Consider the following 26,115-nt stretch of genomic DNA (forward strand, 5'->3'; position numbering starts at 1 on the left):
ACATGACCGTTAATCTCGGCACCGCCAACGAATTCATCGCCCGCCACATCGGCCCGCGCGCCAGCGACGAGCAAGCCATGCTCGAGCGCCTGGGCTACGACTCCCTGGAGGCGTTGAGCGCCAGCGTCATCCCCGAAAGCATCAAGGGCACCAGCGTGCTGGACATGGGCGACGGCCAGAGCGAAGCCGACGCACTGGCCTCGATCAAGGCCATCGCCGCCAAGAACCAGCTGTTCAAGACCTACATCGGCCAGGGTTACTACAACTGCCACACGCCGGCCCCGATCCTGCGCAACCTGCTGGAAAACCCGGCCTGGTACACGGCCTACACGCCGTATCAGCCAGAAATTTCCCAGGGCCGTCTCGAAGCGCTGTTGAACTTCCAGACCCTGATCAGCGACCTCACCGGCCTGCCGATCGCTAACGCCTCGTTGCTGGACGAAGCCACCGCCGCCGCCGAAGCCATGACCTTCTGCAAGCGCCTGAGCAAGAACAAGGGCAGCAATGTCTTCTTCGCCTCTGTGCACAGCCACCCGCAAACCCTCGACGTGCTGCGCACCCGTGCCGAGCCCCTGGGCATCGACGTGGTGGTGGGCGATGAGCGCGAGCTGAGCGATGTCAGCCGCTTCTTCGGCGCGCTGCTGCAATACCCGGCCAGCAACGGCGACCTGTTCGACTACCGCGAACTGACCGAACGCTTCCACGCCGCCAACGCCCTGGTGGCGGTCGCGGCCGACCTGCTGGCCCTGACCTTGCTGACCCCGCCGGGTGAATTCGGTGCCGACGTGGCCATCGGCAGCGCCCAGCGCTTTGGCGTGCCGCTGGGTTTCGGCGGCCCGCACGCGGCGTACTTCTCCACCAAGGACGCCTTCAAGCGCGATATGCCCGGCCGTCTGGTGGGGGTTTCCGTGGACCGTTTCGGCAAGCCGGCCCTGCGCCTGGCGATGCAGACCCGCGAGCAACACATCCGCCGCGAGAAAGCCACGAGCAACATCTGCACCGCCCAGGTGCTGCTGGCCAACATCGCCAGCATGTACGCCGTGTACCACGGCCCCAAGGGCCTGACGCAAATCGCCCACCGCATCCATCACCTGACCGCGATACTGGCCAAGGGCCTGGGCGCGCTGGGCCTGAGCGTCGAACAAGACAGCTTCTTCGACACCCTGACCCTGCACACCGGCGCGCAGACCGCCGCCCTGCACGACAAGGCCCACGCCCAACGCATCAACCTGCGCGTGGTGGATGCGCAACGCCTGGGCCTGTCCCTGGACGAGACCACCAGCCAGGCAGACGTCGAGGCCCTGTGGAGCCTGTTGGCCGACGGCAAGGCCCTGCCGGACTTCGCGGCGTTGGCCGCCACCGTGCAAAGCCGCATCCCGGCCGAGCTGGTGCGCCAATCGGCGATCCTCAGCCACCCGGTGTTCAACCGCTACCATTCCGAAACCGAGCTGATGCGCTACCTGCGCAAGCTCGCCGACAAGGACCTGGCCCTGGATCGCACCATGATCCCGCTGGGTTCCTGCACCATGAAACTCAACGCCGCCAGCGAAATGATCCCGGTGACCTGGGCCGAATTCGGCGCCCTGCACCCATTCGCCCCGGCCGAGCAAAGCGCCGGTTACCAGCAACTGACTGACGAGCTGGAAGCCATGCTTTGCGCCGCCACCGGGTATGACGCGGTGTCGCTGCAACCCAACGCCGGCTCCCAGGGTGAATACGCTGGCCTGCTGGCGATCCGCGCTTTTCACCAGAGCCGTGGCGAAGAACGTCGTGACATCTGCCTGATCCCGTCGTCGGCCCACGGCACCAACCCAGCCACCGCCAACATGGCTGGTATGCGCGTGGTCGTGACCGCCTGCGATGCCCGTGGCAACGTCGACATCGAAGACCTGCGGGCCAAGGCCATCGAGCACCGCGAACACCTCGCTGCGCTGATGATCACCTACCCGTCCACCCACGGCGTGTTCGAAGAAGGCATCCGCGAAATCTGCGGCATCATTCATGACAACGGCGGCCAGGTGTACATCGACGGCGCCAACATGAACGCCATGGTCGGCCTCTGCGCCCCGGGCAAGTTCGGCGGCGACGTGTCGCACTTGAACCTGCACAAGACTTTCTGTATTCCCCACGGTGGTGGCGGCCCGGGCGTCGGCCCGATTGGTGTCAAGTCCCACCTGGCGCCGTTCCTGCCGGGCCATGCCAACATGACGCGCAAGGAAGGCGCGGTGTGCGCGGCGCCGTTCGGCAGCGCGAGCATCCTGCCGATCACCTGGATGTACATCCGCATGATGGGTGGCGCGGGCCTCAAGCGTGCCTCGCAACTGGCGATCCTCAACGCCAACTACATCGCCCGGCGCCTGGAAGAGCATTACCCCGTGCTCTACTCCGGCAGCAACGGCCTGGTGGCCCACGAGTGCATCCTCGACCTGCGCCCGCTCAAGGACAGCAGCAGCATCAGCGTCGATGACGTGGCCAAGCGCCTGATCGACTTCGGCTTCCACGCGCCGACCATGTCGTTCCCGGTGGCCGGCACGTTGATGATCGAGCCGACCGAAAGCGAATCCAAAGAAGAACTGGACCGCTTCTGCGACGCCATGATCTGCATCCGCGAAGAAATCCGCGCGGTGGAAAATGGCAGCCTGGACAAAGAGGACAACCCGCTGAAAAACGCTCCGCACACCGCGGCGGAACTCGTCGGCGAATGGACTCATCCCTACAGCCGCGAACAGGCGGTGTACCCGGTAGCGTCGTTGATCGAAGGCAAGTACTGGCCGCCGGTCGGTCGGGTCGACAACGTCTTCGGCGACCGCAACCTGGTCTGCGCCTGCCCGTCGATCGAAAGCTACGCTTGACCTGTGAGGGGCGGGCTTGCTCGCCCCTCTCAACAACACCGCGAACCTTGTGGAAGGTCACTTTCTCAAGGAAACCACATCTCCTTTGTGGGAGCGAGCTTGCTCGCGATAGAGGTGTGACAGCTGACAGAAATGTTGACTGACACTCCGCTATCGCGAGCAAGCTCGCTCCCACAAAGGAGCCTGTGCCCCATTTCATAACCGTCGATCCTCATAAAAAGAAACCGGAGAAACACCATGTCGTTAAGCGTGTTCGACCTGTTCAAGATCGGCATCGGCCCTTCCAGTTCCCATACGGTCGGCCCGATGCGTGCCGCTGCCCGTTTCGCCGAAGGGCTGCGTCGTGATGACCTGCTTGAAACCACCACCAGCGTGAAGGTCGAGCTCTACGGCTCGCTTGGCGCCACCGGCAAGGGCCATGGCAGTGACAAGGCCGTGCTGCTGGGCCTGGAAGGTGAACACCCCGATACCGTCGATACCGAAACGGTCGATACCCGCTTGCAGCAGATCCGCAGCAACGGTCGTCTGAACCTGCTCGGCCAACACTCCATTGAATTCAACGAAAAACTGCACTTGGCAATGATCCGCAAACCGTTGGCCTTTCACCCCAACGGCATGATCTTCCGCGCCTTCGATGCCGCGGGCCTGCAAGTGCGCAGCCGCGAGTACTACTCGGTAGGTGGTGGTTTTGTGGTTGACGAAGGCGCCGCCGGCGCTGACCGTATCGTCGAAGATGCCACGCCCCTGACCTTCCCGTTCAAAAGCGCCAAGGACTTGCTGGGCCATTGCACCACCTATGGTTTGTCCATTAGCCAGGTGATGCTGACCAACGAAAGCGCCTGGCGCCCCGAAGCCGAGACCCGCGCCGGCCTGCTGAAGATCTGGCAGGTGATGCAGGATTGCGTGGCGGCCGGCTGTCGCAACGAAGGGATTCTGCCGGGAGGGCTGAAGGTCAAGCGCCGGGCCGCGGCGTTGCACCGCCAGTTGTGCAAGAACCCCGAAGCTGCATTGCGCGACCCACTGTCGGTGCTGGACTGGGTCAACCTGTACGCCCTGGCGGTCAACGAAGAAAACGCCTACGGCGGTCGCGTCGTCACCGCCCCGACCAACGGGGCGGCGGGCATCGTCCCGGCCGTGCTGCATTACTACATGCGCTTCATCCCCGGGGCCAGCGAGGATGGCGTGGTGCGGTTCCTGCTGACCGCCGCCGCCATCGGCATCCTGTACAAGGAAAACGCTTCCATCTCCGGCGCCGAAGTCGGTTGCCAGGGTGAAGTCGGCGTGGCCTGTTCCATGGCTGCCGGGGCCTTGTGCGAAGTGCTCGGCGGCACCGTGCAGCAAGTGGAAAACGCCGCCGAGATCGGCATGGAACACAACCTCGGCCTGACCTGCGACCCTATCGGCGGCCTGGTCCAGGTGCCCTGCATCGAACGCAACGCCATGGGTTCGGTGAAAGCCATCAACGCAGTGCGCATGGCCATGCGCGGCGACGGGCATCACTTCGTTTCCCTCGACAAAGTCATCCGCACCATGCGCCAGACCGGCGCCGACATGAAAAGCAAATACAAGGAGACCGCCCGCGGCGGTCTGGCGGTCAACATCATCGAATGCTGATGCGCTTGCCTCACTTCCACCTTTTTTCCAGGAGCTGATATGTCCACCGAACAACTGCTGAAGACCCCACTGCACGCGCTACACCTCGAACTCGGTGCCCGCATGGTGCCGTTCGCCGGCTACGACATGCCGGTGCAGTACCCACTGGGCGTGATGAAGGAACACCAGCACACCCGCGATCAGGCCGGGCTGTTCGACGTTTCCCACATGGGCCAGATCCGCCTGAGCGGCGCAGGCGCCGCCCAGGCCCTGGAAACCCTGGTGCCGGTGGACATCATCGACCTGCCGGTGGGCATGCAGCGCTACGCCATGTTCACCAACGACAACGGCGGCATCCTCGACGACCTGATGGTCGCCAACCTGGGCAACGACGAGCTGTTCCTGGTGGTCAACGCAGCGTGCAAGGAACAGGACCTGGCCCACCTGCGTGCGCATATTGGCGATCAGTGCACTATCGAGCCGCTGTTCGAAGCCCGCGCCCTGCTCGCCCTGCAAGGCCCGGCCGCCGTCACCGTGCTCGCCCGCCTGGCGCCGGACGTGGCGAAGATGACCTTCATGCAGTTCCAGCGCGTCGCGCTGTTGGGCATCGATTGCTTTGTCAGCCGTTCGGGCTACACCGGTGAAGACGGTTTCGAAATCTCGGTACCCGCCGCCGACGCGGAAAAACTGGCCCGCGCGCTGCTGGCCGAACCGGAAGTCGCCGCCATCGGCCTCGGCGCCCGTGACTCCCTGCGCCTGGAAGCCGGCCTGTGCCTTTACGGCCATGACATGAACACCGAGACGACACCGATCGAAGCCAGCCTGCTGTGGGCCATTTCCAAGGCACGCCGTGCCGACGGTGCCCGCGCCGGTGGTTTCCCCGGGGCTGAAACCGTGTTCGCCCAGCAACAGGGCGGCGTGAAGCGCAAACGCGTGGGCTTGCTGCCCCAGGAACGCACACCGGTGCGCGAAGGCGCGGAGATCGTCAACGAAGCGGGCGACATTATTGGTGCAGTGTGCAGCGGCGGTTTCGGCCCGACCCTGGGCGGACCGTTGGCGATGGGTTATCTGGACAGTGCCTATGTCGCACTGGATACGCCAGTCTGGGCCATTGTTCGTGGGAAAAAGGTGCCTTTACTTGTAAGCAAATTGCCATTCGTCCCGCAACGCTACTACCGCGGCTGATTGACTGTTTCTATAAGTAACGCAGTTGCGTTATACGTGCACTAATGTGTAACGCAACCGCCATAAAAAGGTGCATGTTTCTGCCATTGAACTGCCCTTATAACGATCGCAAACAATCGAACTAGCCTATCGAATAAGCCCAGGCCAGCGCAGCGTGTAATTACCAGCAAGCTGAGTAAATACGGGCCCTTCAGGGGGGTTGTTTTTTCGCTCATAGTTGGCGTAGAGTTTGGTCACTGTGTTTGCATGGGTCGCTTGGAATCGTGACCTGGGCAGTAGCTTATGAAGTTCGCTACATCCCGTTCGACGTCTCTTACTTTCCTGCAACCCAGCCCCAGTACTCTTTCATGCGAAAGAGGCTGTCATTAATTTAGCGTCAAAGGAAATAAGAAAATGTCTCAACGTCAGAGCGGTACCGTCAAGTGGTTCAACGACGAAAAGGGTTTTGGTTTTATCACACCTGAAAGCGGTCCGGACCTGTTTGTGCATTTCCGTGCTATCCAGGGCAACGGCTTCAAGAGCCTGAAAGAAGGCCAGAAAGTCACTTTCGTTGCTGTGCAGGGCCAGAAAGGCATGCAGGCTGACGAAGTACAAGCCGAAGCCTAAGGCTTTCGCGAACTAAAAAGCCCCTGATTGATATCAGGGGCTTTTTTATGGGCGTAAATCCGTAAAATGGCTTCTTTTTTCGTCCGAGGCCGTCATGCCCAAACACCTGCTCACCCCCCAGGGCGACTTCCCCCCCGTCGGCCTGGGCCGTCGCCTAGCCGCGATGTTCTATGATTTTTTGCTGTGCACGGCACTGCTGATCGTCACCAGTGGCGCCTACAAGATGATCCAGATGGCGATCATCGGCGAAGAAAAAATGCGCGCACTCACCGAGGCCGGTGCCCTGGACGGCGATCCGTTGCTGTCCACCGTGCTGCTGTTCGTGCTGTTCGGCTTCTTCGCCAAATTCTGGACCCACAACGGCCAGACCCTCGGCATGCAGGTGTGGTGCATCCGTGTCCAGAACGCCGATGGCACGGCCATCAGCCTGTGGCAGGCGCTGCTGCGGTTTGTGGTGTCGATTGCGTCATTGCTGCTGGTGGGGCTGGGCTTTATCTGGGCGCTGTTCGACAAGCGCAAGCGCAGCTGGCATGACATCTACTCGGATACGCAGTTGGTGCGGATTCCCAAGAAGACCAAGTAAAGAACACCACATCAGCGGATTGAAATACATTGTGGCGAGGGGATTTATCCCCGCTGGGGCGCGAAGCGGCCCTAAAACCTGACAACGTGCAATGTCAGGAAAAACAGAGGGGGCTGCTTCGCAGCCCAACGGGGATAAATCCCCTCGCCACAGATAAAACCCCTCGCCACAAAACCTCGCAAGCCTCGAAATCTTCTTCAGCTTCAAGCATTCCCCGCCAACTTCATCCGCGCCGCCTGGGTGAAGTCCAGCATGCGCTTGAGCGGGCGAATGGCCTGGGGGATCAATGCCGGGTCGACGAAGATCTCGTTGGTGCCTTCCTGCAGGCTCTTGAGCGTACGCTCCAGGGTGTTCATCGCCATCCATGGGCAGTGTGCGCAACTGCGGCAGGCTGCGCCGTTACCGGCGGTAGGGGCTTCGATGAAGACCTTGTCCGGGCACAGCTGCTGCATCTTGTAGAAAATGCCGCGGTCGGTGGCGACGATCAGCGTCTTGTTCGGCAGGCTCTGGGCCGCGGCGATCAACTGGCTGGTAGAACCCACGGCGTCCGCCAGTTCGATGACCGAGGTCGGCGACTCCGGATGCACCAGGATCGCGGCATCCGGGTACAGCGCCTTCATGTCCTCCAACTGCTTGGACTTGAACTCTTCATGGACGATACAGGCACCGTCCCAAAGCAGCATGTCGGCGCCGGTCTTGCGCTGGATATAGGTCCCCAGGTGCTTGTCCGGCCCCCAGATGATGGTCTCGCCGTTGTCCATCAGGCTCTCGACGATCTCCAGCGCACAGCTGGACGTCACCACCCAGTCGGCCCGGGCTTTGACCGCCGCAGAGGTATTGGCGTACACCACTACGGTGCGCTCCGGATGCTGGTCGCAGAACGCCGAGAACTCGTCCACCGGGCATCCCAGGTCCAGGGAACAGGTGGCTTCCAGGGTCGGCATCAGCACGCGTTTTTCGGGGTTGAGGATCTTGGCGGTCTCGCCCATGAACTTGACCCCGGCCACCACCACGGTCTTGGCCGGATGGGCATTGCCGAAACGGGCCATTTCCAGGGAGTCGGATACACAACCACCGGTCTCTTCGGCCAGGGCCTGGATAACCGGGTCGCAATAGAAGTGCGCGACCAGCACCGCGTCCTGAGCCTTGAGCTCGGCGGCGATGGCGGCGCGGTACCAGGCTTCCTGCTCGGCGGTCAGCGGCTTGGGCTGCTTGGCGTCGAGGTGGGCCTGGACCAGAAGGCGTTCGGAAATTTGCGTCATGTTCGCAAGACCTGCAAGCGCGTTTAGCGCGAAAGTCGAGTATACACCCGGCTCCGGACCACTCGGGTACCGCCGGGAAAGTGGGGTATCAATCAGGCACGGGACTGCGTGAAGCCGGCAAGGCTACAGAATATCCCACCGTTGCAAAAGATCATTCTGACCTGTGCCCTGCCGGGTTGTGTTCGACCAGACATTGACGAGTTCCCCAACTCTCAAGCTGACTGAAATGTAATCACTCGCCGCGTCGGCTTATGTCATCTTCTTTTCAAACCGGCACCGGGCAATGCCCCTGTGCTCGCAGCGAATCGACTGACGGACTTCCATCGCATGCAATCAAAAACTTCCCGGCGAACCTTCGTCAAAGGCCTGAGCGCCGCCGGTATCCTGGGTGGCCTGGGGTTATGGCGCACGCCCGTCTGGGCGGTCACCAGCCCTGGCCAGCCCAACGTACTGACGGGCACCGAGTTCGACCTGTTCATCGGCGAAAGCCCGGTCAACTTCACCGGCCATCCGCGCACGGCCCAGACCATCAACGGTGGCATTCCCGGCCCGCTGCTGCGCTGGCGTGAAGGCGACACCGTGACCCTGCGGGTGCGCAATCGCTTGAAAGACACCACGTCCATCCACTGGCACGGCCTCTTGTTGCCGGCCAACATGGACGGCGTCCCGGGGTTGAGCTTCAAAGGCATCGAGCCCGATGGCCTGTACGTCTACCAATTCAAGGTTCGACAGAACGGCACCTACTGGTACCACAGCCACTCAGGCTTCCAGGAGCAGTCCGGGGTCTATGGCCCGTTGGTGATCGACGCCAAGGAACCCGAGCCCTTCCAGTACGAGCGGGACTACGTGGTGATGCTCACCGACTGGACCGACGAAGACCCCGGCGACATCCTGCGCAAGCTCAAGAAACAGTCGGATTACTACAACTACAACAAGCGCACCGTCGGCGACTTTATCGACGATGTGAGCAAGAACGGTTGGGCCGCCACCGTGGCGGATCGCAAGATGTGGGCCGAGATGAAGATGAACCCCACGGACCTGGCCGACGTCAGCGGCGCGACCTACACCTACCTGATGAACGGCCAGGCCCCCGACATGAACTGGACCGGCCTGTTCAAGCCCGGTGAACGCCTGCGCCTGCGCTTGATCAACGGTTCGTCCATGACCTACTTCGATGTGCGCATTCCCGGTTTGAAAATGACCGTCGTCGCCTCCGACGGCCAATACGTCAATCCCGTAAGCGTCGACGAGTTGCGCATCGCCGTGGCCGAAACCTACGACATCATCATCGAGCCCACCGCAGAGGCCTACACCGTGTTTGCCCAGTCAATGGACCGCACCGGATACGCCCGCGGCACCCTCGCGGCACGGGCCGGCCTGTCGGCGCCGGTGCCACCACTGGACCCGCGGCCGCTGGTGACCATGGACGACATGGGCATGGGCGGCATGGACCATGGGGCGATGCAGGGCATGTCGGGTATGGACGACGAGCCGATGCCAGGCATGGACCCCAGCCAGATGCAAGGCATGGGTGACATGGCCGGTATGGATCACAGCGCCATGCAAGGCATGGGCGCCATGCAATCCCATCCAGACACCGAGAACGACAACCCCTTGGTGGACATGCAAGCCATGAGCACCAAGCCCAAGCTCGACGACCCGGGCATGGGCCTGCGCAACAACGGACGCAAGGTGCTGACCTACGCCGACCTGCGCAGTACCTTTCCCGACCCTGACGGCCGCGAACCGGGCCGTACTATCGAGCTGCACCTGACCGGGCACATGGAGAAATTCGTCTGGTCGTTCAACGGCGTGAAGTTCGCCGACGCCGCGCCGCTGCTGCTCAAGTACGGCGAGCGCCTGCGCATCGTGCTGATCAACGACACCATGATGACCCACCCCATTCACCTGCATGGCATGTGGAGTGACCTGGAGGATGAGAACGGCCAGTTCATGGTGCGCAAACACACCATCGACGTCCCACCCGGTGCCCGGCGCAGTTACCGGGTCACCGCCGATGCCCTCGGGCGCTGGGCGTATCACTGTCACCTGTTGTTCCACATGGAGATGGGAATGTTCCGTGAAGTGCGGGTGCAGGAATGAGGAGTCGGACCATGACCACTGTTTTTCAATACCCCATCGCCATTATTGCCAGCCTTACCCTCGGCGTCAGCGCCTCGGCATGGGCGGCAGGCAACGATATGCAAGGCATGGATCACAGCCAGATGCCGGGCATGGACCACAGCCAGATGCAAGGCATGGACTCGATGCAGGGCATGGAACCCATGCAATCGGCGCCGACCACCAGCCGCACGCCGATCCCCGAGCTGACCGCTGCCGACCGCGCCGCCGTCTACGACGATCATGGCGGACACGCGGTGCATGACAGCGCCCTTAATTCGTTCTTCCTGATAGACCAACTGGAATGGCAAGACGCCGACGACGGCAGCGCGCTGAGTTGGGACGCCTCGGGCTGGATCGGCGGCGATATCGACCGTTTGTGGCTGCGCTCCGAAGGTGAACGCCTCAACGGCAAGACCGAAGAAGCCGAACTCCAGGCCCTGTGGGGTCACGCCATCAGCCCTTGGTGGGACGTCGTGGCCGGCGTGCGCCAGGACTTCAAGCCGGGCGATCCGCAAACCTGGGCCGCCTTCGGATTGCAAGGCATGGCCCTGTACAACTTCGAAGCCGAGGCCACGGCGTTCATCGGTGAAGGCGGCCAAAGCGCGATGCGCCTGGAAGGCGACTACGACATCCTGCTGACTAACCGGTTGATCCTGCAGCCCACCGCCGAAGCCAATTTCTATGGCAAGAACGATCCCGCCCGCGGCGTCGGCTCAGGACTGTCGGACACCGAACTCGGCCTGCGGCTGCGTTATGAAATCCGCCGCGAATTCGCCCCATACATCGGCGTCACCTGGAACCGGGCCTATGGCAACACCGCCGATTACGCCCGTGAAGAAGGTGAAGATCGCAGCGAAGCACGCCTGGTATTGGGCCTGCGCATGTGGTTCTGACCCGTTGAGCTGTTTCACTAAAACTAAAAACCAGAGCTGTAGGAGTCCTTGCATGTCATTCATCAAAACCGCTGTCATTACCGTCGCGCTGTCCACAGGTCTATTGATCAGTGGCCTGGCCCAGGCGCACCCGAAGCTGCTGTCCTCCACCCCCGCTGAAGGCGCGCAAGGTGCGGCACCGACGAAAATCGAGCTGCATTTTTCCGAAAACCTGATGACCAAATTCTCCGGTGCCAAGCTGTTGATGACCGAGATGCCTGGCATGGCGGCCCACTCGCCGATGCCCATGCCGGCCAAGGTGTCGGGCAGCGACGATCCCAAGACCATGCTCATCATCCCCAACGCTCCACTCACCGCCGGCACTTACCAGGTCCAGTGGCGCGCGGTGTCATCCGACACTCACCCGATCACCGGCAACGTCACGTTCAAGGTGAAGTGAGTTGATGAGCGACTCGATCAACATTGCCCTGCGTTTTGCGCTGTACCTGGATCTGATGTTGCTGTTCGGCCTGGCCGCTTTTGGCCTCTATGGTCTACGAGGCCAGGAGCGGGTGTCAGGCGTGCAATTGCCTTTCACCCCGCTGCTGATGTCCACGGCGGTGCTTGGCGGGTTGCTCTCCGTCGCTGCGATGACGTGCATGGTCTGGGCCATGAGCGGCGTTTCGGACTGGGCCGAGCTGTGGCCGCACATTGAAATGATGATGTTCGAGACCGATGTGGGTTTGAGCTGGAACCTGCGGATCGCGGCGCTGGTGCTGGCTGGTTTCGCCGTGACGCTCAATAGACGCTGGCCGACCGTCAGCTTGTGGCTGGTCACGCTGGGCGGTGCAGTGGCGCTGGCGACGCTGGCCTGGGCCGGGCACGGCGCCATGGACGAAGGTGAGCGCCGCAACTGGCACTTCATCACCGACTTCCTGCACTTGTGGGCAGCGGGTGGTTGGGTCGGCGCCTTGGCCGCGTTTGCCCTGTTGCTGCGCCAGACCGAACCTCGGCTGCAAGTACTGGCGCGGACACTGACCGGGTTTGAAACGGCCGGCGCGGTGATCGTGGTAATCATCAGCGTGACGGGGGTGGTGAACTATCTGTTTATCGTCGGCCCGAGTGTCGAAGGGCTGCTGGACAGCACCTATGGTCAGTTGCTGACGCTCAAACTGCTGTTCTTCGCGGCCATGCTGGTGTTCGCCGCGCTGAATCGCTTTCATCTGGGCCCGCTGTTGGAACAGGCCCGGCAGACCGGCGAGCATGGCGGGGCGGTGAATGCTCTGCGGCGCAGCATGGTGCTGGAGTTCTGTGTGGCGGTGGTCATCCTGGGGTTGGTGGCGTGGCTGGGGACGCTGAGCCCGGTGATGGAATAAGGGGTAGTGAACTACATTGTGGCGAGGGGATTTATCCCCGCTGGGCTGCGAAGCAGACCTGAAAAGTATGGACGCAACTTGCCTGACACACCGAGCGCTCAGGCTTGGGGGTTGCTTCGCAACCCAGCGGGGATAAATCCCCTCGCCACAAAAACTCTGATCCCTTCACTGATTACCATTATCTGCAGCATTTAATTTTTCAATAACCCCCGCCAGTTTTCAGTTTGCCCATGACAGGCCGCCCCAGCCTAAATGACGCTTTGTTAAACCAAGGCGCTGTCATGGAAAACGTTCGAACCTCAAGCACCCACGCCGTCTGGCTGATGGTCAGCATCGTGTTGGTGGCGCTGAACCTGCGGCCCTCGATGGCCGCCGTCGGGCCCTTGTTGTCTGCCATTCGCGGCGAGGTGCCGTTGAGCTTCAGCACTGCCTCACTGCTGACCATGCTGCCAGTCATGGCGATGGGCCTGGCGATGTTCCTGGGCATGCGCATCGCCCTGCGCATCGGCGAACACCGCACCATTGTCCTCTCACTGCTGATCATCGGCATCGCCACGGCGTCGCGCCTGTACCTGGACAGCGCCGTCGAGCTGATCATCAGCGCGGTGTTGGCCGGGCTCGGCATCGCCCTGATCCAGGCAGTGATGCCTGCGCTGATCAAGTCGCGCTACGCCGACAACGTCTCGCTGTTCATGGGCCTTTATGTCACCTCGATCATGGGCGGGGCGGCGATTGCCGCGTCGTTCTCACCTTTCGTGTTGTCGCAGACCGGCAGCTGGCGCATCGGCCTGGCAATCTGGGCACTGTTGGCGCTGGTCGCCCTGGGTTGCTGGTACGCCCAGCGTTCGACCGTCACACCATTGCCCGAAGCCCCCGTCCGAGCGAAAGAGTCGTTCTTCAGCAACTCACGGGCTTGGTTGCTGGCGATTTTCTTCGGCCTGGGCACCGCCTCCTACACCTGCGTGCTGGCCTGGCTGGCGCCGTACTACGTGGAAAAAGGCTGGAGCGAACAACACGCGGGCCTGCTACTGGGGTTCCTCACGGCCATGGAAGTGTTGTCCGGCCTCGTCACCCCGGCGATCGCCAACCGCAGCCAGGATAAACGCCTGGTTCTCGCCGTGCTGTTGGCCCTGATCATCGCCGGTTTCTGCGGCCTGATCCTCAGCCCGGAACGCTTCAGCCTGTTGTGGCCGTGCCTGTTGGGGCTGGGCATCGGCGGCCTGTTCCCGATGAGCTTGATCGTGTCCCTCGATCACCTGGACAACCCACGCCGGGCCGGTGGCCTGACGGCCTTCGTACAAGGCATCGGCTACCTGATCGCCGGGCTCTCGCCGTTGATCGCCGGGATGATTCGCGATCAGTTGGGCAGCTTCGAATGGGCCTGGTGGTCGCTCACCGCAGTCATGGCTTTGATGCTCTTGATGGTCCTGCGCTTCAATCCCAAGCAATACGCGCGGCATATCAGCTAGTCGACAAAGACAGGCCTCTCGCGCCCGGGGCTGCATTCAATGCAGTCCCGGCTTTGACAGTTCACCCATGACGGCAAACCGTTTTGCCCATCATGACGTTCCGATCCGCAACACAGGAATAAGACCTTGATGAAAAACGTCGGTTTTGCCACCGCTCACTGGGGCATGCTCATCTGGGCAATGCTCATCGCTTCGTCGTTCTTTGCCGCGGCCCAGGTCAGCCAGACGATCGACCCGATCCTGCTCACGGGCCTGCGGCTGCTGTTTTCCGCACTGATGTTCCTGCCGCTGCTGCTCCTGAAAAACACCTCGCCCATTTCCATCAGGGGTCTGCTGGCCCACGCCGTGCTCGGCCTGCTGTTGGCGACTTACTTTGGTTCGTTGTTCGAAGCGCTGCGCTACACCTCGGCGGTCAACACCGCGACGCTGTACACGCTGGTGCCCTTGATGACCTTGTTTTTCGAGGTATTCCTGCTGCCCAGTCCCAGCCTCAAGACCCGCCTGTTCCCCATGTTGGTGGCAGCAGTCGGCGCCGTGTTGCTGACGCTCAAGGGCTCGGCCCCGGGGCAAATGCCGGCGCTTTATCCGGTGCTGGTGTTCGGTGCCGGTTGCCTGGCGATGGCGTTGTATTCACCCCTGAGCCAACGCTTCAAGGCAACAGCGTTGCAGGGCCGCGATCCGGTGGCGATGACGTTCTGGAACATGCTGTTCGGTTCGCTGTTCCTGCTGGTGTTCTGCCTGCTCAGTGGCGGGTGGCGCAGCGGCCTGCAGTTGTCGACGCTGGACATCGGCTGGCTGGTGTACCTGGCCTTGTTCGGCACCCTCGCCACGTTCTGGCTGCTGCACCGGGCAATCGGGGTGATCTCGCCCTCCACGGTGATTTCCTACGTTTACCTCAACACCCTGTTCGTCACCCTGCTGAATTGGTTCTGGCTCAGGCAGCAACCGATGATGATCGAGATCATCGGCGCCGCGCTGGTGGGAGGCGGCATGCTGGCACTGGTGGTCAGCAGCCGTAACGCCAGAACCGTTACGGCTTGAACCCCCTCAGTACGTCGATACCGGGCGAGGCGAAACCGGGCTCCAGCGCTCCAGTTCCCGTTCAAGGAAAGCCGCTACCGCCAACAACCGTTCCTCTTGCCAGTGAGGCCCGACAATCTGAATGCCGATGGGCATCCCGGTGGACGGGTCGACGCCGGCGCGGATCACCACCGCGGGCGAGCCGCTGAGACTGAACGGGAACACGAAGGCATACTGATCGCGGTCTTCCAGGGATTCCCCATGGCGGAACGCGACATCCGGGAAGACCGGACAGATGAACAGATCGTGCTGCTTGAAGAACTTCGCCAACTGATAGCGGAAGGTATCGATCATGATCCAGTCGCGCTTGACTTCATCCACGCTCAATTCCACGGCCTCGCTCATGTCCAGCAACTGAGCGATCGCCGGGGTAAAGCTGCGCTTGTTCATGGACTCGAACAAACGCCGCCAGCCGCGTCCGGCATCGGCGCCCGTGATGAACACCCGCCACAGGACATCGCAGGCTTCGTCGAGCATCGGCGGCGCGACCTCGCTCACCTGCGCCACCACGGGGCTCAAGCACCGTTCGACCTGCTGCAACACCTGGCTCACCGCCGCGCTGACGGGGGTTCGGCTCGACGCCGAGAACAGCGCGATACGCAGGTCGGCCAGGGGCTCGCTGGCGGCGAACGGCACATCGACGGTGTCTGGATCATGGCCGTCGGCACCGCTGATCAGCGGACCGAGCAGCGCCAGGTCATCGACATAGCGCCCCATCACGCCAAAGGCCGAGGTCAGGTGAAACAGCCCGGAACGGTCATTGGGAAATTGGCCGGTCAACGGCACCCGTCCCTGGGTCAGTTTCAGGCCGCAGATGCCATTGAAGTGCGCCGGGATCCGCACACTGCCGCAGGCATCGGACGCCAGCCCCGCGGGTGAACACCCGGCGGCGATGGCGGCCGCTTCACCGCCACTGCTGCCGCCCGCCGAACGGAGCAGATCGTGGGGATTGAGGGTGCGCCCGTAGATCAGGTTCTCGGTCTCGAAGGCCATGCACAGTTCCGGCACATTGCTGATGCCCAGAATGATCGCGCCGGCCTGCCGAAGTCGGGCGACAGCCGTCGCGTCCTCCTGGCTGACATCCCCCATCAGCTCCCCCACGCCGCGGGACATCTTGAATCCGCGAACATGGAGGACGTCTTTGACCGTGATGGGAATGCCATGCAGCGGACCGCTGATCTGGCCGATACGCGCCATCTCGTCAGCCTCTCGGGCCTGGCGTCGCAGTTCCTCGACCGGCGCCAGTTGGATCAATGCATTGATCTGCCGGTTACGCTCGGCGATGCGCTGCAAGTAGAACTCCAGCAACGTCACGCTGGTCAGCACGCCCCGGCGCAACAGGCCGGCCATTTCCCGCAACGTCAGCGTGTCGGGGTTGAACATACTCACGACGCCTCCTTGCTGCGCAACCACTTGTTGGGCAACTGATACATATTGCGCACCACCAGGGAAAACGCCTTCACCGCCAGTGCCGGACGTTGGTCGATGGCCTCCAGGGCCTCTTCGATCATCGCCAGCACATGCCGCAACGCTTCGGGTTCGATATTCAACGGCGGATAAAAGCGCAGCACCGGACGTTCGGCCTTCTCATTCATCGAATGCCCGGCATGCACGCCACGCTTGCCCAGCTCCATGCTCATCAAGGCTTCATAAACCGAGCCACGCAGGCGCAGCCCCGTCATCAAGCCAACACCCGGCACATCTTCGACAATGTGCGGATAGCGCAGGGCCAACCGCTGCAGGCCATGGCGCAACACACCGCCGTTGACCCGGGACAGCTCCACCAGGTTGTTTTGCTCGATGTAGTCGATGGCCGCGAGCGCCGACGCGCATGCGACCGGATGCCCGCCGTTGGTGCGCGTGTCCGGCTCGATATCACTGAGGGGGTACTGGGTGGCCAGGCGCTGGCTGTACATGGCACAGGCAAACGAGGTGTAGCCGCCGGTCAAGCCCTTGGAGAGGATCATGATGTCGGGCACCACGTCATCGTATTGCACGGCGAACCATTTGCCGCAGCGACCGAAACCGGTCTGGATTTCGTCGGCCACCAACAGGGTGCCGGTGGCGTCGCACAGGGCCCGAATGTTGGCCATGTAGCCCACTGGCGGCACCTGCAAATGAGCCCCGCCCAGAATCGGCTCGACGTACACCGCACACACGCCCTCGCCCACGGCCTTCTGCAACGCGGCGAAATCACCGTAGGGCACGCAGGTTACTTCGGGAGGATCGATACCATAGCTGCCATGGTTCTGCTGCTGGCCCAGGATGCTCATCGCCGCCAGGGTCTTGCCGTGGTAGGAGCCGCTCATCACCACGATGCCACGCCGTTGGGGCTGGATCCGCAGCACATAGCGCAGGCTCTGCTCGACGGCCTCGGCCCCCGAGACCATGAATTGCACGTCGCCCCACTCCCCCGGCACCAACTGGCACAGTCGCTCGGACAAGGTGTCCTGCAGCGGATGGCGCCGGCCTTCCGGCACCCAGGCCAGTTGATTCAATTGCGCCTGCACCCGCTCACGCACCATCGGGTTGCGATGCCCGACGATAAACACCCCGTAGCTGCACGCGCAGTCGATGAAGCGCTTGCCGGTGTGGTCAGTGACATGGATGCCATCGGTCTGCTGTTCGACAGTGGTCTTGCCAAGGCGATACAGCTTGGCCGCCGACGCACTCCAGTGGCGCTGGCAATCGTCCAGCAATTGTTCATGCGGCCTGAGTAAGGACATGGCTTAACGTCTCCTTGATGATGAGTGCGGCACGTTGGATCTGCTCGGGGCGTGCAGTGATCGGGCAGCGCAAAATCACTTCGCGGCCACGGGGCGTACTGACATAGACCCCCTGCTGGTAAAGCGCCTCGCACAGCACGGCCGGTTGCAGGTCGTCGGCCAGCGGCAAGCTGACCCAGGCACCGACGGCCACAGCCCCCAATGACGCCAGGGCTTGGGCCAGGTACTGGCCGTTTTCCTGACAGTGCCGGGGCGAGTCGTGGGCTTGCACGTAATCCAGCGCGGCCAGGGCTGCCACACAGGCCATGGGATTACCGGCAGTGGTGCTGCCGTGTTTGGCCGGGCTGCTGCGCCCATAGACCTGCCAGGCCATGTGTTCGCTGCTGGTATAGGTGCCGATGGGGATTGCACTGCCGCCCAGGGGCCCACCGAGTACAACGATGTCCGGAATCGGACGATAACGCTGGAAGCCGAACAGCGAACCCAGGCTGCCAAGGCAACTGTGGGTATCGACCGCGATGACCGGTGCCGACGCCTTTGCCGCACGAGCATGCAATTGCTCGATCAAATCGGCATCAAGCAACTGCAGCCGGCCGTTTGCATCCGTGCGGGTATTGCTGTGGCACACCGCGAAGCAATCACTCCAGTCCACCGTGTCCAGGTCAGCCAGGTGACGGATCGCCACCCGCTTGAACCCCAGGAAGGCTTGGACACCCAGGTCACCTTGTGCGGCATTGAGGCAGCGCCCGTAAGTCAGCGAGCCGTAGTCGCCGCCCTGGATGAACACGATGGTGTTGCCCTTGGGCTTGAGCCCTTTGCACAACTTCAAGGCCCCCTCAAAAGCTTCGTCGCCGGAGCTGCACACGTAAGAGCTGGCCAGCGGGGCGGGCAGCAGCTCGGCCAGGCGCCGGCACAAGGCAATCAGTGGTTCGGACATCAGCACCCGATTGGACAGGCCCATGATCTGCGCCTGGCGGTTGACCGCCTCGATTACGGGCGGCACCTGGAAGCCAAACCCACCGGTCAGGTCAATGATCTCCCGCCCCTCACCGTCGAGGTAGGTCTCGTACTGCCCGCCGATAATCTGTTTGTTGTTTTTCATGAATGCTCTCAGCGATAGCTCAAGGCGTTGAAAATGCGCCGACGCTCGTCGACGATGGTTTCTCGACCGTGCATGACCCGACGGTTATCGATCATCACCATGTCGTGGTCACGCCAGCCAACCGGATAGGTGTAATAGGCGGAAACCTCAGCGATTTCAGCCAGGAACCCGGCAGGGATCGGCTGCCCGGCCACCGTATCGATGACCGGAGCCTCGTAGTTGAAGGAAGGCCCCAGAATGCTGTTGGCAAAGGCCGGACGCTGGCTGAAGGGGGACGTCAGGATCGCCGACGTGCTGAAGGCGTAATGGATCGAGTCATCGGCCGGGTTGAAGGAAATCAGGGTTTGCGGGTCGTCACCGATGATCTGCAACAGGTCCTCGATCACGACGGCCGCCGGATCCGACAACGTTGGCGAGTAATGACAGACCAGCCGGCGCCATTTCTCCCCTGCCACGGTGCGACTGTAACGAATCGGGTTTTCTTCAAAGAACGTGCGGCAGCCTGGGGACAGTTTCTCCAGCACCCGTTCGCCATCACACAGGGTGGTTTGCGACCCCTTGCGCGGCGCTTCCTGGCAATAGAACCAAGTCATGTCCGGCCAGAATGGTGAGTTGCCATTTTCGCAGTGCAGGCCAACCGCCTGGCGTCCGGCGTCCACCAATTGCGCTGCGCCACCGACCATGACCCGGGCTGGGTCAAGGCTTAACCGCGAACTGTTTTGCTTCACGTAGGCACTGAAATCCTCGGCAGTGTGAATACAGTTGCGAAACAGCACGACGCCGTAATGGCCCAGCAACTCATACAACTCGGCCTTGCCCAGGCTGGCGAAGTGGCGCGACTCAACGATGGAGATGTCCGGGTTCTCAAAGTGAAAGGCAGGTGTGCTCATTGAATGCATTCCTTTGCAGCGTGGAAAAAGTAGTAGCGATATCGGCGCGTTTCGGCCGCCCCGTAACGGTGTAGAGTTGTTCGAGCAACGGATCGTCCTGGGTCAACAACCAGAGCCGGTTCGGTCGCTCGATGTCGGAGAAGCGCCCCGCCGACCAGGCGAGCAGCTCCTCGCGCACGGGGGCCGACTCGACGCATAGCAACGCCACCAGACCGTGCTGCTCATCGAAAAACACCGCTGCGTCGCTCACGCCGGGGTATTTGCGATACTCCAGCTCAACCTGCTCGGGGCTGACGTTGCGGCCATTGGGCAGGCAGATCACGTTCTTCTTGCGCCCGTGCACATAGAGGTAGCCATCGGCATCCAGCGACCCCAGGTCACCAGTGTCCATCCAGCCGTCTTCCGACATGGAACAGGCACTCGGGTCCGTGCCTGAGTAACCGCTGAACAGCGAGCTGCTCTTGACCTCGATGGTCTGGTCGGCGCCGATGCGCACCTGGACATGGGGCAACGGCTTGCCAACGCTGCCAAGACGTTGCTGTTCGAAGGTATTCACACTGACCACCGACGCGTTCTCCGAAAGCCCATAGCCCTGGTACACCTCGATGCCTTGCTCAGCCAAGCCGCGCAGGGCATCGATACTCACCGCCGCGCCGCCGCAGGTGATATGCGCGCCCGATTGCAGGTAACGCGCCAGTCGCTCGCCCTGCTCGCCCCCTTCGTTCAATTGCTCCAGGAAACGATTGATCATGACCGGCGGCACCGTCAGGGCCGTTGGCTGGACCCGCAGGATCCAGTCGACCAGCCGCTGTGCCGACGCCCCTGGCTCGCCGAGCAACGGTTCGTCCGGCGGCAGGAAATGCACGGTGCCGCCCGCCAGCAGTGGCAGGTATGCGGCGGTGACCTGCTCAAGCAGCAGACTCAGGGGCACCAGCGACAGATAACGGCGATGAGCACCGACCGGCATGCTCTGGCGCAGCGAGGCGAGCACCGCGCCGACCGCCTGGTTGCTCAGGCGCACACCCTTTGGCCGGCTGGTGGTACCCGAGGTGTGAATGATCTTGCAGATCCAGTCACCCTCGTCGTCCGGCAGCCGCAGCAAAGGCTGTTCGATCACTGGCTCGTTGAGGCGGCGCAGGCGACTGTCGGCAAAATTCAGCTTCCAGCGCTGCGCCAGCGTTCGCTGCCCTGCCGCATCCACCAGAAATCCATCACAACGCGACGCCAGGTGTTCGGCCTGGGATTGGCTGAACGCCAGTGGCAGCGGCAGCGCGGTGATCCCGGCGAACAGACAGGCCAGGTCCGCGACCAGCCAGTCGCTGCTGTTGCGCGTCGCGATCCCCAACACCACATGATCGCCATAGGCCGGCTCAGGGAAACGTCGCTGCAGTTCGGCTGCCAGGTTAAGGACCCGGTGCTCCAGCTCGCCATAGGTCAGCGTCACCGACTCCTTGCCTGATTCCAGCCAGTCAACCGCACAGACGGCCTGGCGATTGTCTTGCAACGCCCGTTGTAGCTGAGTGATAAACCCGCCGCTCATGGCTGCGCCCTCGCCATGACGTCGCCGGGCAGTTGAGTGAATGAGGTATTGAGGGTCATGGCGGCGAAACGTGAACGTTGCGGGTCGACCCGGATGAAACCGGTGACGGGCAACTTGGCGTAATAGCTCCCCCAATTCTTGCCACCGTCGTCGGCCAGGCGCGTTGGGTCTGCGGTCAGCAGGGGCTCGAAATCGATCTGGCAACTTTCCATCATTTGCCGTACGCGAGGTGTCACGGTGCACAACAGGTAATGCCCGCCCATACACCAGGCCAACAACGGAATCATATTGACCAGGATCATTCCGGCCGTCAGGTGATGGGAGATCAGGTTGCCGATTTCGACAATGTTCGAGCGCTCGATGGTTTTCTCGAAACGCTGGGACAATATCTCGTCGATGGGTTGCGTCAGGTATTGCTCGGAAAACAATATCCGGTGATCGGCAAAAGTAATACCGGCGCAGGCAAGAATACGATCCGCCGGATCCTGAGTAACTGCAAAGTACTGCGGATTCGGTTCAACCGAGGCCGAATAAGAACTGCGAAATTTATCCCTTACAACTTCTGTGGCTTGCACCCACAACGGTGTCTTAGTTTCTGCGACACGTATTTGCATATCGTCCTCCTCCGTCCATGTACAGGATTTCTACAAAAAGCGAGGCGAGCATATTGGGGAAATTTCCTACAAGCCATTTAAAAAATAAAATGCTTCCGCTAATATATAAATAAACGTCCCTGTCATAAAAACCGGGGATGCTAGCCAACGGAATGCGCGAAAGAAGGATCTTATGCTCAATAGTAATATGCTTAGAAAGCTGGATATGCAGGACTTGATGGTGTTTGTCGCGGTGTACGAGCAGAGCAGCGTCACCGAGGTGTCCGAAGCCCTGTGTGTCAGCCAGTCAACCGTAAGCTATTGCCTGAAGAAGCTGCGCACGAGCTTCGAAGATGAACTTTTTGTTAATACCCGTAGTGGCATGTTGCCGACAAGCAAAGCCACAGCCATGTACCCTCATATACTGAGCATCCTCAAGATAATAAACACATGTCATTCTGGTATTCCGGCATTCGATCCAACCCAGAAAGAGATAACCTTCAATGTCTGTGCACCGGAATACTTTGAACTCCTCATTCTGCCAAAACTGGTTAAGCGTTTTATTGGCAGCCGTTTCCCGGTCATCATCAATATCACTAAATTCCACAGGGATATTCCAGCCAATGAGTTGATGGAGGGTCGCTTCGATTTGGTTATTTGTTTCGGCCCGAACTTCCATCGCGGCGTCAAGGGACTGCGCTCGCAAGTACTACTGGAAGATGAACTGGTTTGTGTAGTCGATAAGAACTTCACCTTGTCGGAAGAGGCGTTCAACCTGGAAACATTCGTCGCCTGCCAGCATGTTTTTCCGACACCTTGGACATCCGACACCAACATGATCGATGGATGGCTCGCCCGGCAAGGCTATAACCGTCAAATTGTCGCTCGAGCCAACAGCTACGTAGCGGCATTGAACATGATCGCCGGTACCGACTTCATCCTGACCTTGCCTCGACGCATTCAAGCGCTGACTTGCGACGAGAACACGTTCAGCCATCGTCGCCCACCGGCAGGTCTACCGAACTTCACGCTGGACATGATGTGGAGCGAAAAACCGAGCCAGGACAGCGCCAACAGCTGGTTTCGCGAACAGATCATCAAGGTCTGTGCCGAGGACGGCCTGCTTTAATCCGCCGAGAACCGCTCGAGTCGTCGAGCGGTTCAGGCTCTGACTTTTCATCAGGCAAAAAAAAATCCGGAAATCCTCACTTTCGTGGGCCTTCCAGACTTTTAAAACTGCAAAAAATGGTGGGTCGTGTGGGATTCGAACCTACGACCAATTGGTTAAAAGCCAACTGCTCTACCAACTGAGCTAACGACCCGCTGTGTGGTGGCGCGTATAATACTGATTTCTAAGGACTATTCAACACTTAATTTGAGATATTTCAAAAATAAGGGGTTGGATCGCTCACGCCCGCCGTCGCAAAGCCTTCCGCACGCAGGCGGCAGCTGTCGCATTTGCCGCAAGCGCGGCCCTGATCATCGGCCTGATAGCAGGAAACGGTGAGTCCGTAGTCCACGCCAAGCTTCACACCGGCCTTGATGATGTCAGCCTTGCTGAGATTCTGCAGCGGCGCCTGGATGCGGAAACCCTGTCCTTCAACGCCGGCCTTGGTCGCCAGATTGGCCATGCGCTCGAAGGCTTCGACAAACTCCGGACGGCAATCTGGATAGCCGGAATAATCCACGGCGTTGACGCCAATGAAAATGTCACGGGCGCCCAGCACTTCGGCCCAGCCCAGCGCCAGCGACAGAAACACGGTGTTACGGGCCGGCACATACGTTACCGGAATGCCTTCGCTCGGTGCTTCGGGTACGTCGATGGAGCTGTCGGTCAGGGCCGAGCCACCGATGCCGTTGAGGTTCAGGCCGATCACCTTGTGTTCCACCACCCCCAAATCCCGGGCAACCCGCTCAGCGGCCTGCAGTTCGACACGGTGGCGCTGGCCGTAATCGAAACTCATGGTGTAGCAGCGGTAGCCTTCGGCGCGGGCCATGGCCACGACAGTCGCCGAGTCCAAGCCACCGGACAGCAGGATAACCGCACGTTTTTCGGCAATGTTCGAGTGTTCAGTCATATCAGCGCCCCGGCTCGTCGTTCCAAAGATATTTATGCAGCTGCAATTGCAGGCGCACCGGCAGGTTATCCGCCACCACCCAGTCCGCCAGGTCCCGGGCGCTCAAGTCGTGATGGCTCGGCGACAACAATACCTCGCCAGCCCGCTGGTCGAGCCCGTACTGGATCAGCTTGGACACGGCCCAGTCGTAGTCTTCCCGCGAACAGATCACGAACTTGACCTGATCGTTAGGCGTCAGCAGTTCAATGTTCTCATAACGGTTGCGGTGCGCTTCCTTGGAGCCTGGGGTTTTCAGGTCCACGACGCGACTGACGCGGGGGTCGACGGCCGAGATATCCAGGGCGCCGCTGGTTTCCAGGGAAACCTCATAACCGGCATCACACAACTGCTTGAGCAAAGGAATGGCGTTGGGTTGCGCCAGTGGCTCGCCGCCCGTGACACAAACGTAGCGCGGGCGATAGCCGGCCACTTGCTCAAGGATATCGTCAAGGGTTCGCAGGGTGCCGCCGCTGAACGCGTAGGCACTGTCGCAGTATTGGCAACGCAATGGACAACCGGTGAGGCGCACAAAAACCGTGGGCAGCCCAGCCGTTCGCGTTTCACCCTGTAACGAGTAAAAAACTTCGGTGATTCTCAATGTGTCTTGCATAGTCGCCACGGGCGTAACAGCTAAACAGGCTGTCCGCCTCCGTCAGGCACTTCAAGGAACCCCGCCAACGCGCAGATCCCAAAAAGCGTGTTTCATAAAAAGGGCGTGAATTCTAACGAAAAAACCCGCGACAAGCGCGGGTTTCTTCAAAGCAGGTCAAACCAGCTTACATGCGTTGCAGATCACGCTGGGCCAGCTGAGCGGCGGATGTACCCGGGAATTGGGCCACCACCTGTTGCAGAATGCCCTTGACCTTGTCGGTGTGACCGAGGCGGCGTTCTACGTCAGCCAGCTTGTACAGCGAATCCGGCACCTTGGCGTGCTTGGGATACAGCTGCGAGACCTTGGCAAACGCCTGGCCGGCGCCTTGCAAGTCGCCCTTGGCCAGGTTCACTTCGCCCAGCCAGTATTGGGCGTTGCCCGCGTACTGGCTGTTCGGGTATTTGCGCAGGAAAGCGCCAAAGGCCTGGCTGGCCTTGTCGAAATCCTTGGCCTTGATCAGGTCGAAGGCAGCATCGTAGTAGAGCTTTTCCTTCGCCGGATCAGCCGGCTCGCCGCCGGACGCAGGGGCTGGAGCAGCTGCCCCCGCGCCTGCGGCTGCACCGGGGGCGTTCAAGTCGCCACCGGCAGGAGAATTCTCAGGAGTCGCGGCAGGAGCAACACCGCTTCCTATGCGCCGATCAAGATCCTGGTATCGCTCCAGGTTTTCTTGCTTCATGCGCGAAATATCATTTTGCAGTTCTTCGATCACACCCTGTTGGCGCGAGATCTGATCCTGCATTTGCTGCAGTTGGTTGAACAGCTGGCCCTGTGCCGAGACAGGGGCCGAAACCCCTCCCCCGGCATAGGCGCCGTTCGTACCGTAACCTGCAGGCGGATAACTGCTCCCGCTATTGTCATAGCCGGTTTGGTTATCGACCACAGGAACCGCAGCCCACGCCGCAAGCGGCGCGAGGCTGAGAGCCAGAACAGTTACAGCACGACGGCACGTTCGCATGTCGAATTACTTACGCAGTTCGACGCGACGGTTTTGAGCCCAGGACTGCTCGTCGTTGCCGGTAGCAACTGGACGCTCTTCGCCGTAGGAAACCAGTTCCAGCTGAGCTGGGGAAACACCTTGCAGCACCAGGTAGCGTTGAACGGCTTTCGCACGACGCTCGCCCAGTGCCATGTTGTACTCACGAGTACCACGTTCGTCGGTGTTGCCTTCCAGAACAACGCGAGCGCCGTTTGCTTTCAGGTCTTTGGCGTGAACATCCAGAGCGCGCATGGCTTCTGGCTTCAGGTCCGAGCTGTCGTATTCGAAGTAGAAGGTGGTGATTGCGCGCAGAGCAGCTTCTTCGCTCAGGGAGCCATCAACGGCACCAGTGTTAGCGCCGTAACCAGCGTTTGGATCAACAGCGCCTTCACCGGCGTTGTCGCCGCCTTTGGACGAGCAACCTACAGCTACAGCCATGGCCAGAGCCAGCGCAGCAAATTTACCAAACTTCAGCATTTCCATCGTGAAACTCCTAATGAACCCCAGTGTGTTAAGT

23 protein-coding genes and 1 tRNA gene are annotated in these 26,115 nt (G+C 61.1%); 12 read left to right on the plus strand and 12 right to left on the minus strand.

All coding sequences use genetic code 11. The features are described from left to right. The first annotated feature begins 2 nt into the window (after positions 1-2). From gcvP to LOY70_RS23400, 5 genes are all read left to right on the plus strand, one after another. Complete coding sequence (gene gcvP / locus LOY70_RS23380; RefSeq protein WP_265029471.1) at positions 3-2,852, plus strand: aminomethyl-transferring glycine dehydrogenase; 2,850 nt, start codon at positions 3-5, stop codon at positions 2,850-2,852. Positions 2,853-3,089: 237 nt separating this feature from the next. Next, positions 3,090-4,466: an L-serine ammonia-lyase gene (locus tag LOY70_RS23385; RefSeq protein WP_123415711.1), complete on the plus strand. Its 1,377-nt coding sequence runs from the start codon at positions 3,090-3,092 to the stop codon at positions 4,464-4,466. Positions 4,467-4,505: 39 nt separating this feature from the next. Next, the gene (gene gcvT / locus LOY70_RS23390; protein WP_265029472.1) at positions 4,506-5,630 is read left to right on the plus strand and encodes a glycine cleavage system aminomethyltransferase GcvT; all 1,125 of its coding nucleotides are present in this window, start codon (positions 4,506-4,508) and stop codon (positions 5,628-5,630) included. A gap of 393 nt (positions 5,631-6,023) precedes the next feature. Continuing rightward, positions 6,024-6,236: a cold-shock protein gene (locus LOY70_RS23395; protein ID WP_003175786.1), complete on the plus strand. Its 213-nt coding sequence runs from the start codon at positions 6,024-6,026 to the stop codon at positions 6,234-6,236. Positions 6,237-6,330: 94 nt separating this feature from the next. Next, positions 6,331-6,819 (plus strand): RDD family protein, encoded by a 489-nt coding sequence (locus LOY70_RS23400; RefSeq protein ID WP_025215205.1) that lies wholly within the window; start codon positions 6,331-6,333, stop codon positions 6,817-6,819. Positions 6,820-7,022: 203 nt separating this feature from the next. On the opposite strand, the gene nadA is transcribed toward LOY70_RS23400, so the two are convergent. Further along, positions 7,023-8,081 (minus strand): quinolinate synthase NadA, encoded by a 1,059-nt coding sequence (nadA, locus tag LOY70_RS23405; protein ID WP_025215206.1) that lies wholly within the window; start codon positions 8,079-8,081, stop codon positions 7,023-7,025. Positions 8,082-8,408: 327 nt separating this feature from the next. Here nadA and LOY70_RS23410 point away from each other — a divergent pair, with 327 nt between their 5' ends. The 6 genes from LOY70_RS23410 (at position 8,409) to LOY70_RS23435 (ending at position 14,963) form a co-directional block, all read left to right on the plus strand. Beyond that, a complete protein-coding gene (locus LOY70_RS23410) occupies positions 8,409-10,184 on the plus strand; it encodes a copper resistance system multicopper oxidase (protein WP_265029473.1) in 1,776 nt (591 codons plus the stop codon). 11 nt (positions 10,185-10,195) lie between these two features. Beyond that, on the plus strand, positions 10,196-11,098 hold the full coding sequence (locus tag LOY70_RS23415) for a copper resistance protein B (RefSeq protein ID WP_265029474.1): 903 nt from the start codon (positions 10,196-10,198) through the stop codon (positions 11,096-11,098). Between the two features lie 52 nt (positions 11,099-11,150). Beyond that, positions 11,151-11,537 (plus strand): copper homeostasis periplasmic binding protein CopC, encoded by a 387-nt coding sequence (gene copC / locus LOY70_RS23420; RefSeq protein ID WP_265029475.1) that lies wholly within the window; start codon positions 11,151-11,153, stop codon positions 11,535-11,537. Between the two features lie 4 nt (positions 11,538-11,541). Next, positions 11,542-12,453 (plus strand): copper homeostasis membrane protein CopD, encoded by a 912-nt coding sequence (copD, locus tag LOY70_RS23425; protein ID WP_265029476.1) that lies wholly within the window; start codon positions 11,542-11,544, stop codon positions 12,451-12,453. 281 nt (positions 12,454-12,734) lie between these two features. Next, positions 12,735-13,922 (plus strand): cyanate transporter, encoded by a 1,188-nt coding sequence (locus tag LOY70_RS23430; protein WP_265029477.1) that lies wholly within the window; start codon positions 12,735-12,737, stop codon positions 13,920-13,922. Positions 13,923-14,051: 129 nt separating this feature from the next. After that, the gene (locus tag LOY70_RS23435) at positions 14,052-14,963 is read left to right on the plus strand and encodes a DMT family transporter (protein ID WP_265029478.1); all 912 of its coding nucleotides are present in this window, start codon (positions 14,052-14,054) and stop codon (positions 14,961-14,963) included. Positions 14,964-14,969: 6 nt separating this feature from the next. Here the strand turns inward: LOY70_RS23435 and LOY70_RS23440 are convergent, their stop codons facing one another. The 6 genes from LOY70_RS23440 to LOY70_RS23465 are packed head-to-tail and all read right to left on the minus strand — an operon-like array spanning position 14,970 to position 21,874. Then, positions 14,970-16,385: an amidase gene (locus LOY70_RS23440; RefSeq protein ID WP_265038165.1), complete on the minus strand. Its 1,416-nt coding sequence runs from the start codon at positions 16,383-16,385 to the stop codon at positions 14,970-14,972. Positions 16,386-16,387: 2 nt separating this feature from the next. Continuing rightward, entirely contained in the window at positions 16,388-17,728 is a 1,341-nt protein-coding gene (locus LOY70_RS23445) for an aspartate aminotransferase family protein (RefSeq protein WP_265029479.1), read from the minus strand. After that, positions 17,706-18,830: an aminotransferase class III-fold pyridoxal phosphate-dependent enzyme gene (locus LOY70_RS23450; RefSeq protein WP_265029480.1), complete on the minus strand. Its 1,125-nt coding sequence runs from the start codon at positions 18,828-18,830 to the stop codon at positions 17,706-17,708. Before LOY70_RS23450 ends, LOY70_RS23445 begins: the two co-directional genes overlap by 23 nt. Positions 18,831-18,838: 8 nt before the next feature. Beyond that, entirely contained in the window at positions 18,839-19,720 is an 882-nt protein-coding gene (locus LOY70_RS23455) for a TauD/TfdA family dioxygenase (RefSeq protein WP_265029481.1), read from the minus strand. Continuing rightward, a complete protein-coding gene (locus tag LOY70_RS23460) occupies positions 19,695-21,260 on the minus strand; it encodes an AMP-binding protein (RefSeq protein WP_265029482.1) in 1,566 nt (521 codons plus the stop codon). Before LOY70_RS23460 ends, LOY70_RS23455 begins: the two co-directional genes overlap by 26 nt. After that, positions 21,257-21,874, minus strand: a complete 618-nt coding sequence (locus LOY70_RS23465) for a thermostable hemolysin (protein WP_072408772.1) — start codon at positions 21,872-21,874, stop codon at positions 21,257-21,259. Before LOY70_RS23465 ends, LOY70_RS23460 begins: the two co-directional genes overlap by 4 nt. Before the next feature lie 172 nt (positions 21,875-22,046). Here LOY70_RS23465 and LOY70_RS23470 point away from each other — a divergent pair, with 172 nt between their 5' ends. Beyond that, positions 22,047-22,982, plus strand: coding sequence for a LysR family transcriptional regulator (locus LOY70_RS23470; RefSeq protein WP_265029483.1), 936 nt, complete (start codon positions 22,047-22,049; stop codon positions 22,980-22,982). Between the two features lie 117 nt (positions 22,983-23,099). On the opposite strand, the gene LOY70_RS23475 is transcribed toward LOY70_RS23470, so the two are convergent. The 5 genes from LOY70_RS23475 to pal all read right to left on the minus strand — a co-directional run bounded on the left by LOY70_RS23475 (position 23,100) and on the right by pal (position 26,081). Next, positions 23,100-23,175: transfer RNA gene (locus LOY70_RS23475), tRNA-Lys, on the minus strand. A 63-nt stretch (positions 23,176-23,238) separates the two neighbouring features. Then, entirely contained in the window at positions 23,239-23,913 is a 675-nt protein-coding gene (gene queC / locus LOY70_RS23480) for a 7-cyano-7-deazaguanine synthase QueC (protein WP_265038167.1), read from the minus strand. A gap of 19 nt (positions 23,914-23,932) precedes the next feature. Next, positions 23,933-24,580, minus strand: coding sequence for a 7-carboxy-7-deazaguanine synthase QueE (queE, locus tag LOY70_RS23485; RefSeq protein WP_025215221.1), 648 nt, complete (start codon positions 24,578-24,580; stop codon positions 23,933-23,935). A gap of 166 nt (positions 24,581-24,746) precedes the next feature. Beyond that, positions 24,747-25,577, minus strand: a complete 831-nt coding sequence (ybgF, locus tag LOY70_RS23490) for a tol-pal system protein YbgF (protein ID WP_265029484.1) — start codon at positions 25,575-25,577, stop codon at positions 24,747-24,749. 6 nt (positions 25,578-25,583) lie between these two features. Then, the gene (gene pal, locus LOY70_RS23495; protein WP_003178634.1) at positions 25,584-26,081 is read right to left on the minus strand and encodes a peptidoglycan-associated lipoprotein Pal; all 498 of its coding nucleotides are present in this window, start codon (positions 26,079-26,081) and stop codon (positions 25,584-25,586) included. Positions 26,082-26,115: the final 34 nt, after the last annotated feature.

It is taken from the genome of Pseudomonas sp. B21-054, from assembly GCF_026016345.1.
Lineage (GTDB): Bacteria > Pseudomonadota > Gammaproteobacteria > Pseudomonadales > Pseudomonadaceae > Aquipseudomonas.

Coding starts and splice junctions, on each gene's coding strand:
- gcvP (WP_265029471.1), top strand. CDS start 3: ATGACCGTTAATCTCGGCACCGCCAACGAATTCATCGCCCGCCACATC.
- LOY70_RS23385 (WP_123415711.1), top strand. CDS start 3,090: ATGTCGTTAAGCGTGTTCGACCTGTTCAAGATCGGCATCGGCCCTTCC.
- gcvT (WP_265029472.1), top strand. CDS start 4,506: ATGTCCACCGAACAACTGCTGAAGACCCCACTGCACGCGCTACACCTC.
- LOY70_RS23395 (WP_003175786.1), top strand. CDS start 6,024: ATGTCTCAACGTCAGAGCGGTACCGTCAAGTGGTTCAACGACGAAAAG.
- LOY70_RS23400 (WP_025215205.1), top strand. CDS start 6,331: ATGCCCAAACACCTGCTCACCCCCCAGGGCGACTTCCCCCCCGTCGGC.
- nadA (WP_025215206.1), bottom strand. CDS start 8,081: ATGACGCAAATTTCCGAACGCCTTCTGGTCCAGGCCCACCTCGACGCC.
- LOY70_RS23410 (WP_265029473.1), top strand. CDS start 8,409: ATGCAATCAAAAACTTCCCGGCGAACCTTCGTCAAAGGCCTGAGCGCC.
- LOY70_RS23415 (WP_265029474.1), top strand. CDS start 10,196: ATGACCACTGTTTTTCAATACCCCATCGCCATTATTGCCAGCCTTACC.
- copC (WP_265029475.1), top strand. CDS start 11,151: ATGTCATTCATCAAAACCGCTGTCATTACCGTCGCGCTGTCCACAGGT.
- copD (WP_265029476.1), top strand. CDS start 11,542: ATGAGCGACTCGATCAACATTGCCCTGCGTTTTGCGCTGTACCTGGAT.
- LOY70_RS23430 (WP_265029477.1), top strand. CDS start 12,735: ATGGAAAACGTTCGAACCTCAAGCACCCACGCCGTCTGGCTGATGGTC.
- LOY70_RS23435 (WP_265029478.1), top strand. CDS start 14,052: ATGAAAAACGTCGGTTTTGCCACCGCTCACTGGGGCATGCTCATCTGG.
- LOY70_RS23440 (WP_265038165.1), bottom strand. CDS start 16,385: ATGTTCAACCCCGACACGCTGACGTTGCGGGAAATGGCCGGCCTGTTG.
- LOY70_RS23445 (WP_265029479.1), bottom strand. CDS start 17,728: ATGTCCTTACTCAGGCCGCATGAACAATTGCTGGACGATTGCCAGCGC.
- LOY70_RS23450 (WP_265029480.1), bottom strand. CDS start 18,830: ATGAAAAACAACAAACAGATTATCGGCGGGCAGTACGAGACCTACCTC.
- LOY70_RS23455 (WP_265029481.1), bottom strand. CDS start 19,720: ATGAGCACACCTGCCTTTCACTTTGAGAACCCGGACATCTCCATCGTT.
- LOY70_RS23460 (WP_265029482.1), bottom strand. CDS start 21,260: ATGAGCGGCGGGTTTATCACTCAGCTACAACGGGCGTTGCAAGACAAT.
- LOY70_RS23465 (WP_072408772.1), bottom strand. CDS start 21,874: ATGCAAATACGTGTCGCAGAAACTAAGACACCGTTGTGGGTGCAAGCC.
- LOY70_RS23470 (WP_265029483.1), top strand. CDS start 22,047: ATGCTCAATAGTAATATGCTTAGAAAGCTGGATATGCAGGACTTGATG.
- queE (WP_025215221.1), bottom strand. CDS start 24,580: ATGCAAGACACATTGAGAATCACCGAAGTTTTTTACTCGTTACAGGGT.
- ybgF (WP_265029484.1), bottom strand. CDS start 25,577: ATGCGAACGTGCCGTCGTGCTGTAACTGTTCTGGCTCTCAGCCTCGCG.
- pal (WP_003178634.1), bottom strand. CDS start 26,081: ATGGAAATGCTGAAGTTTGGTAAATTTGCTGCGCTGGCTCTGGCCATG.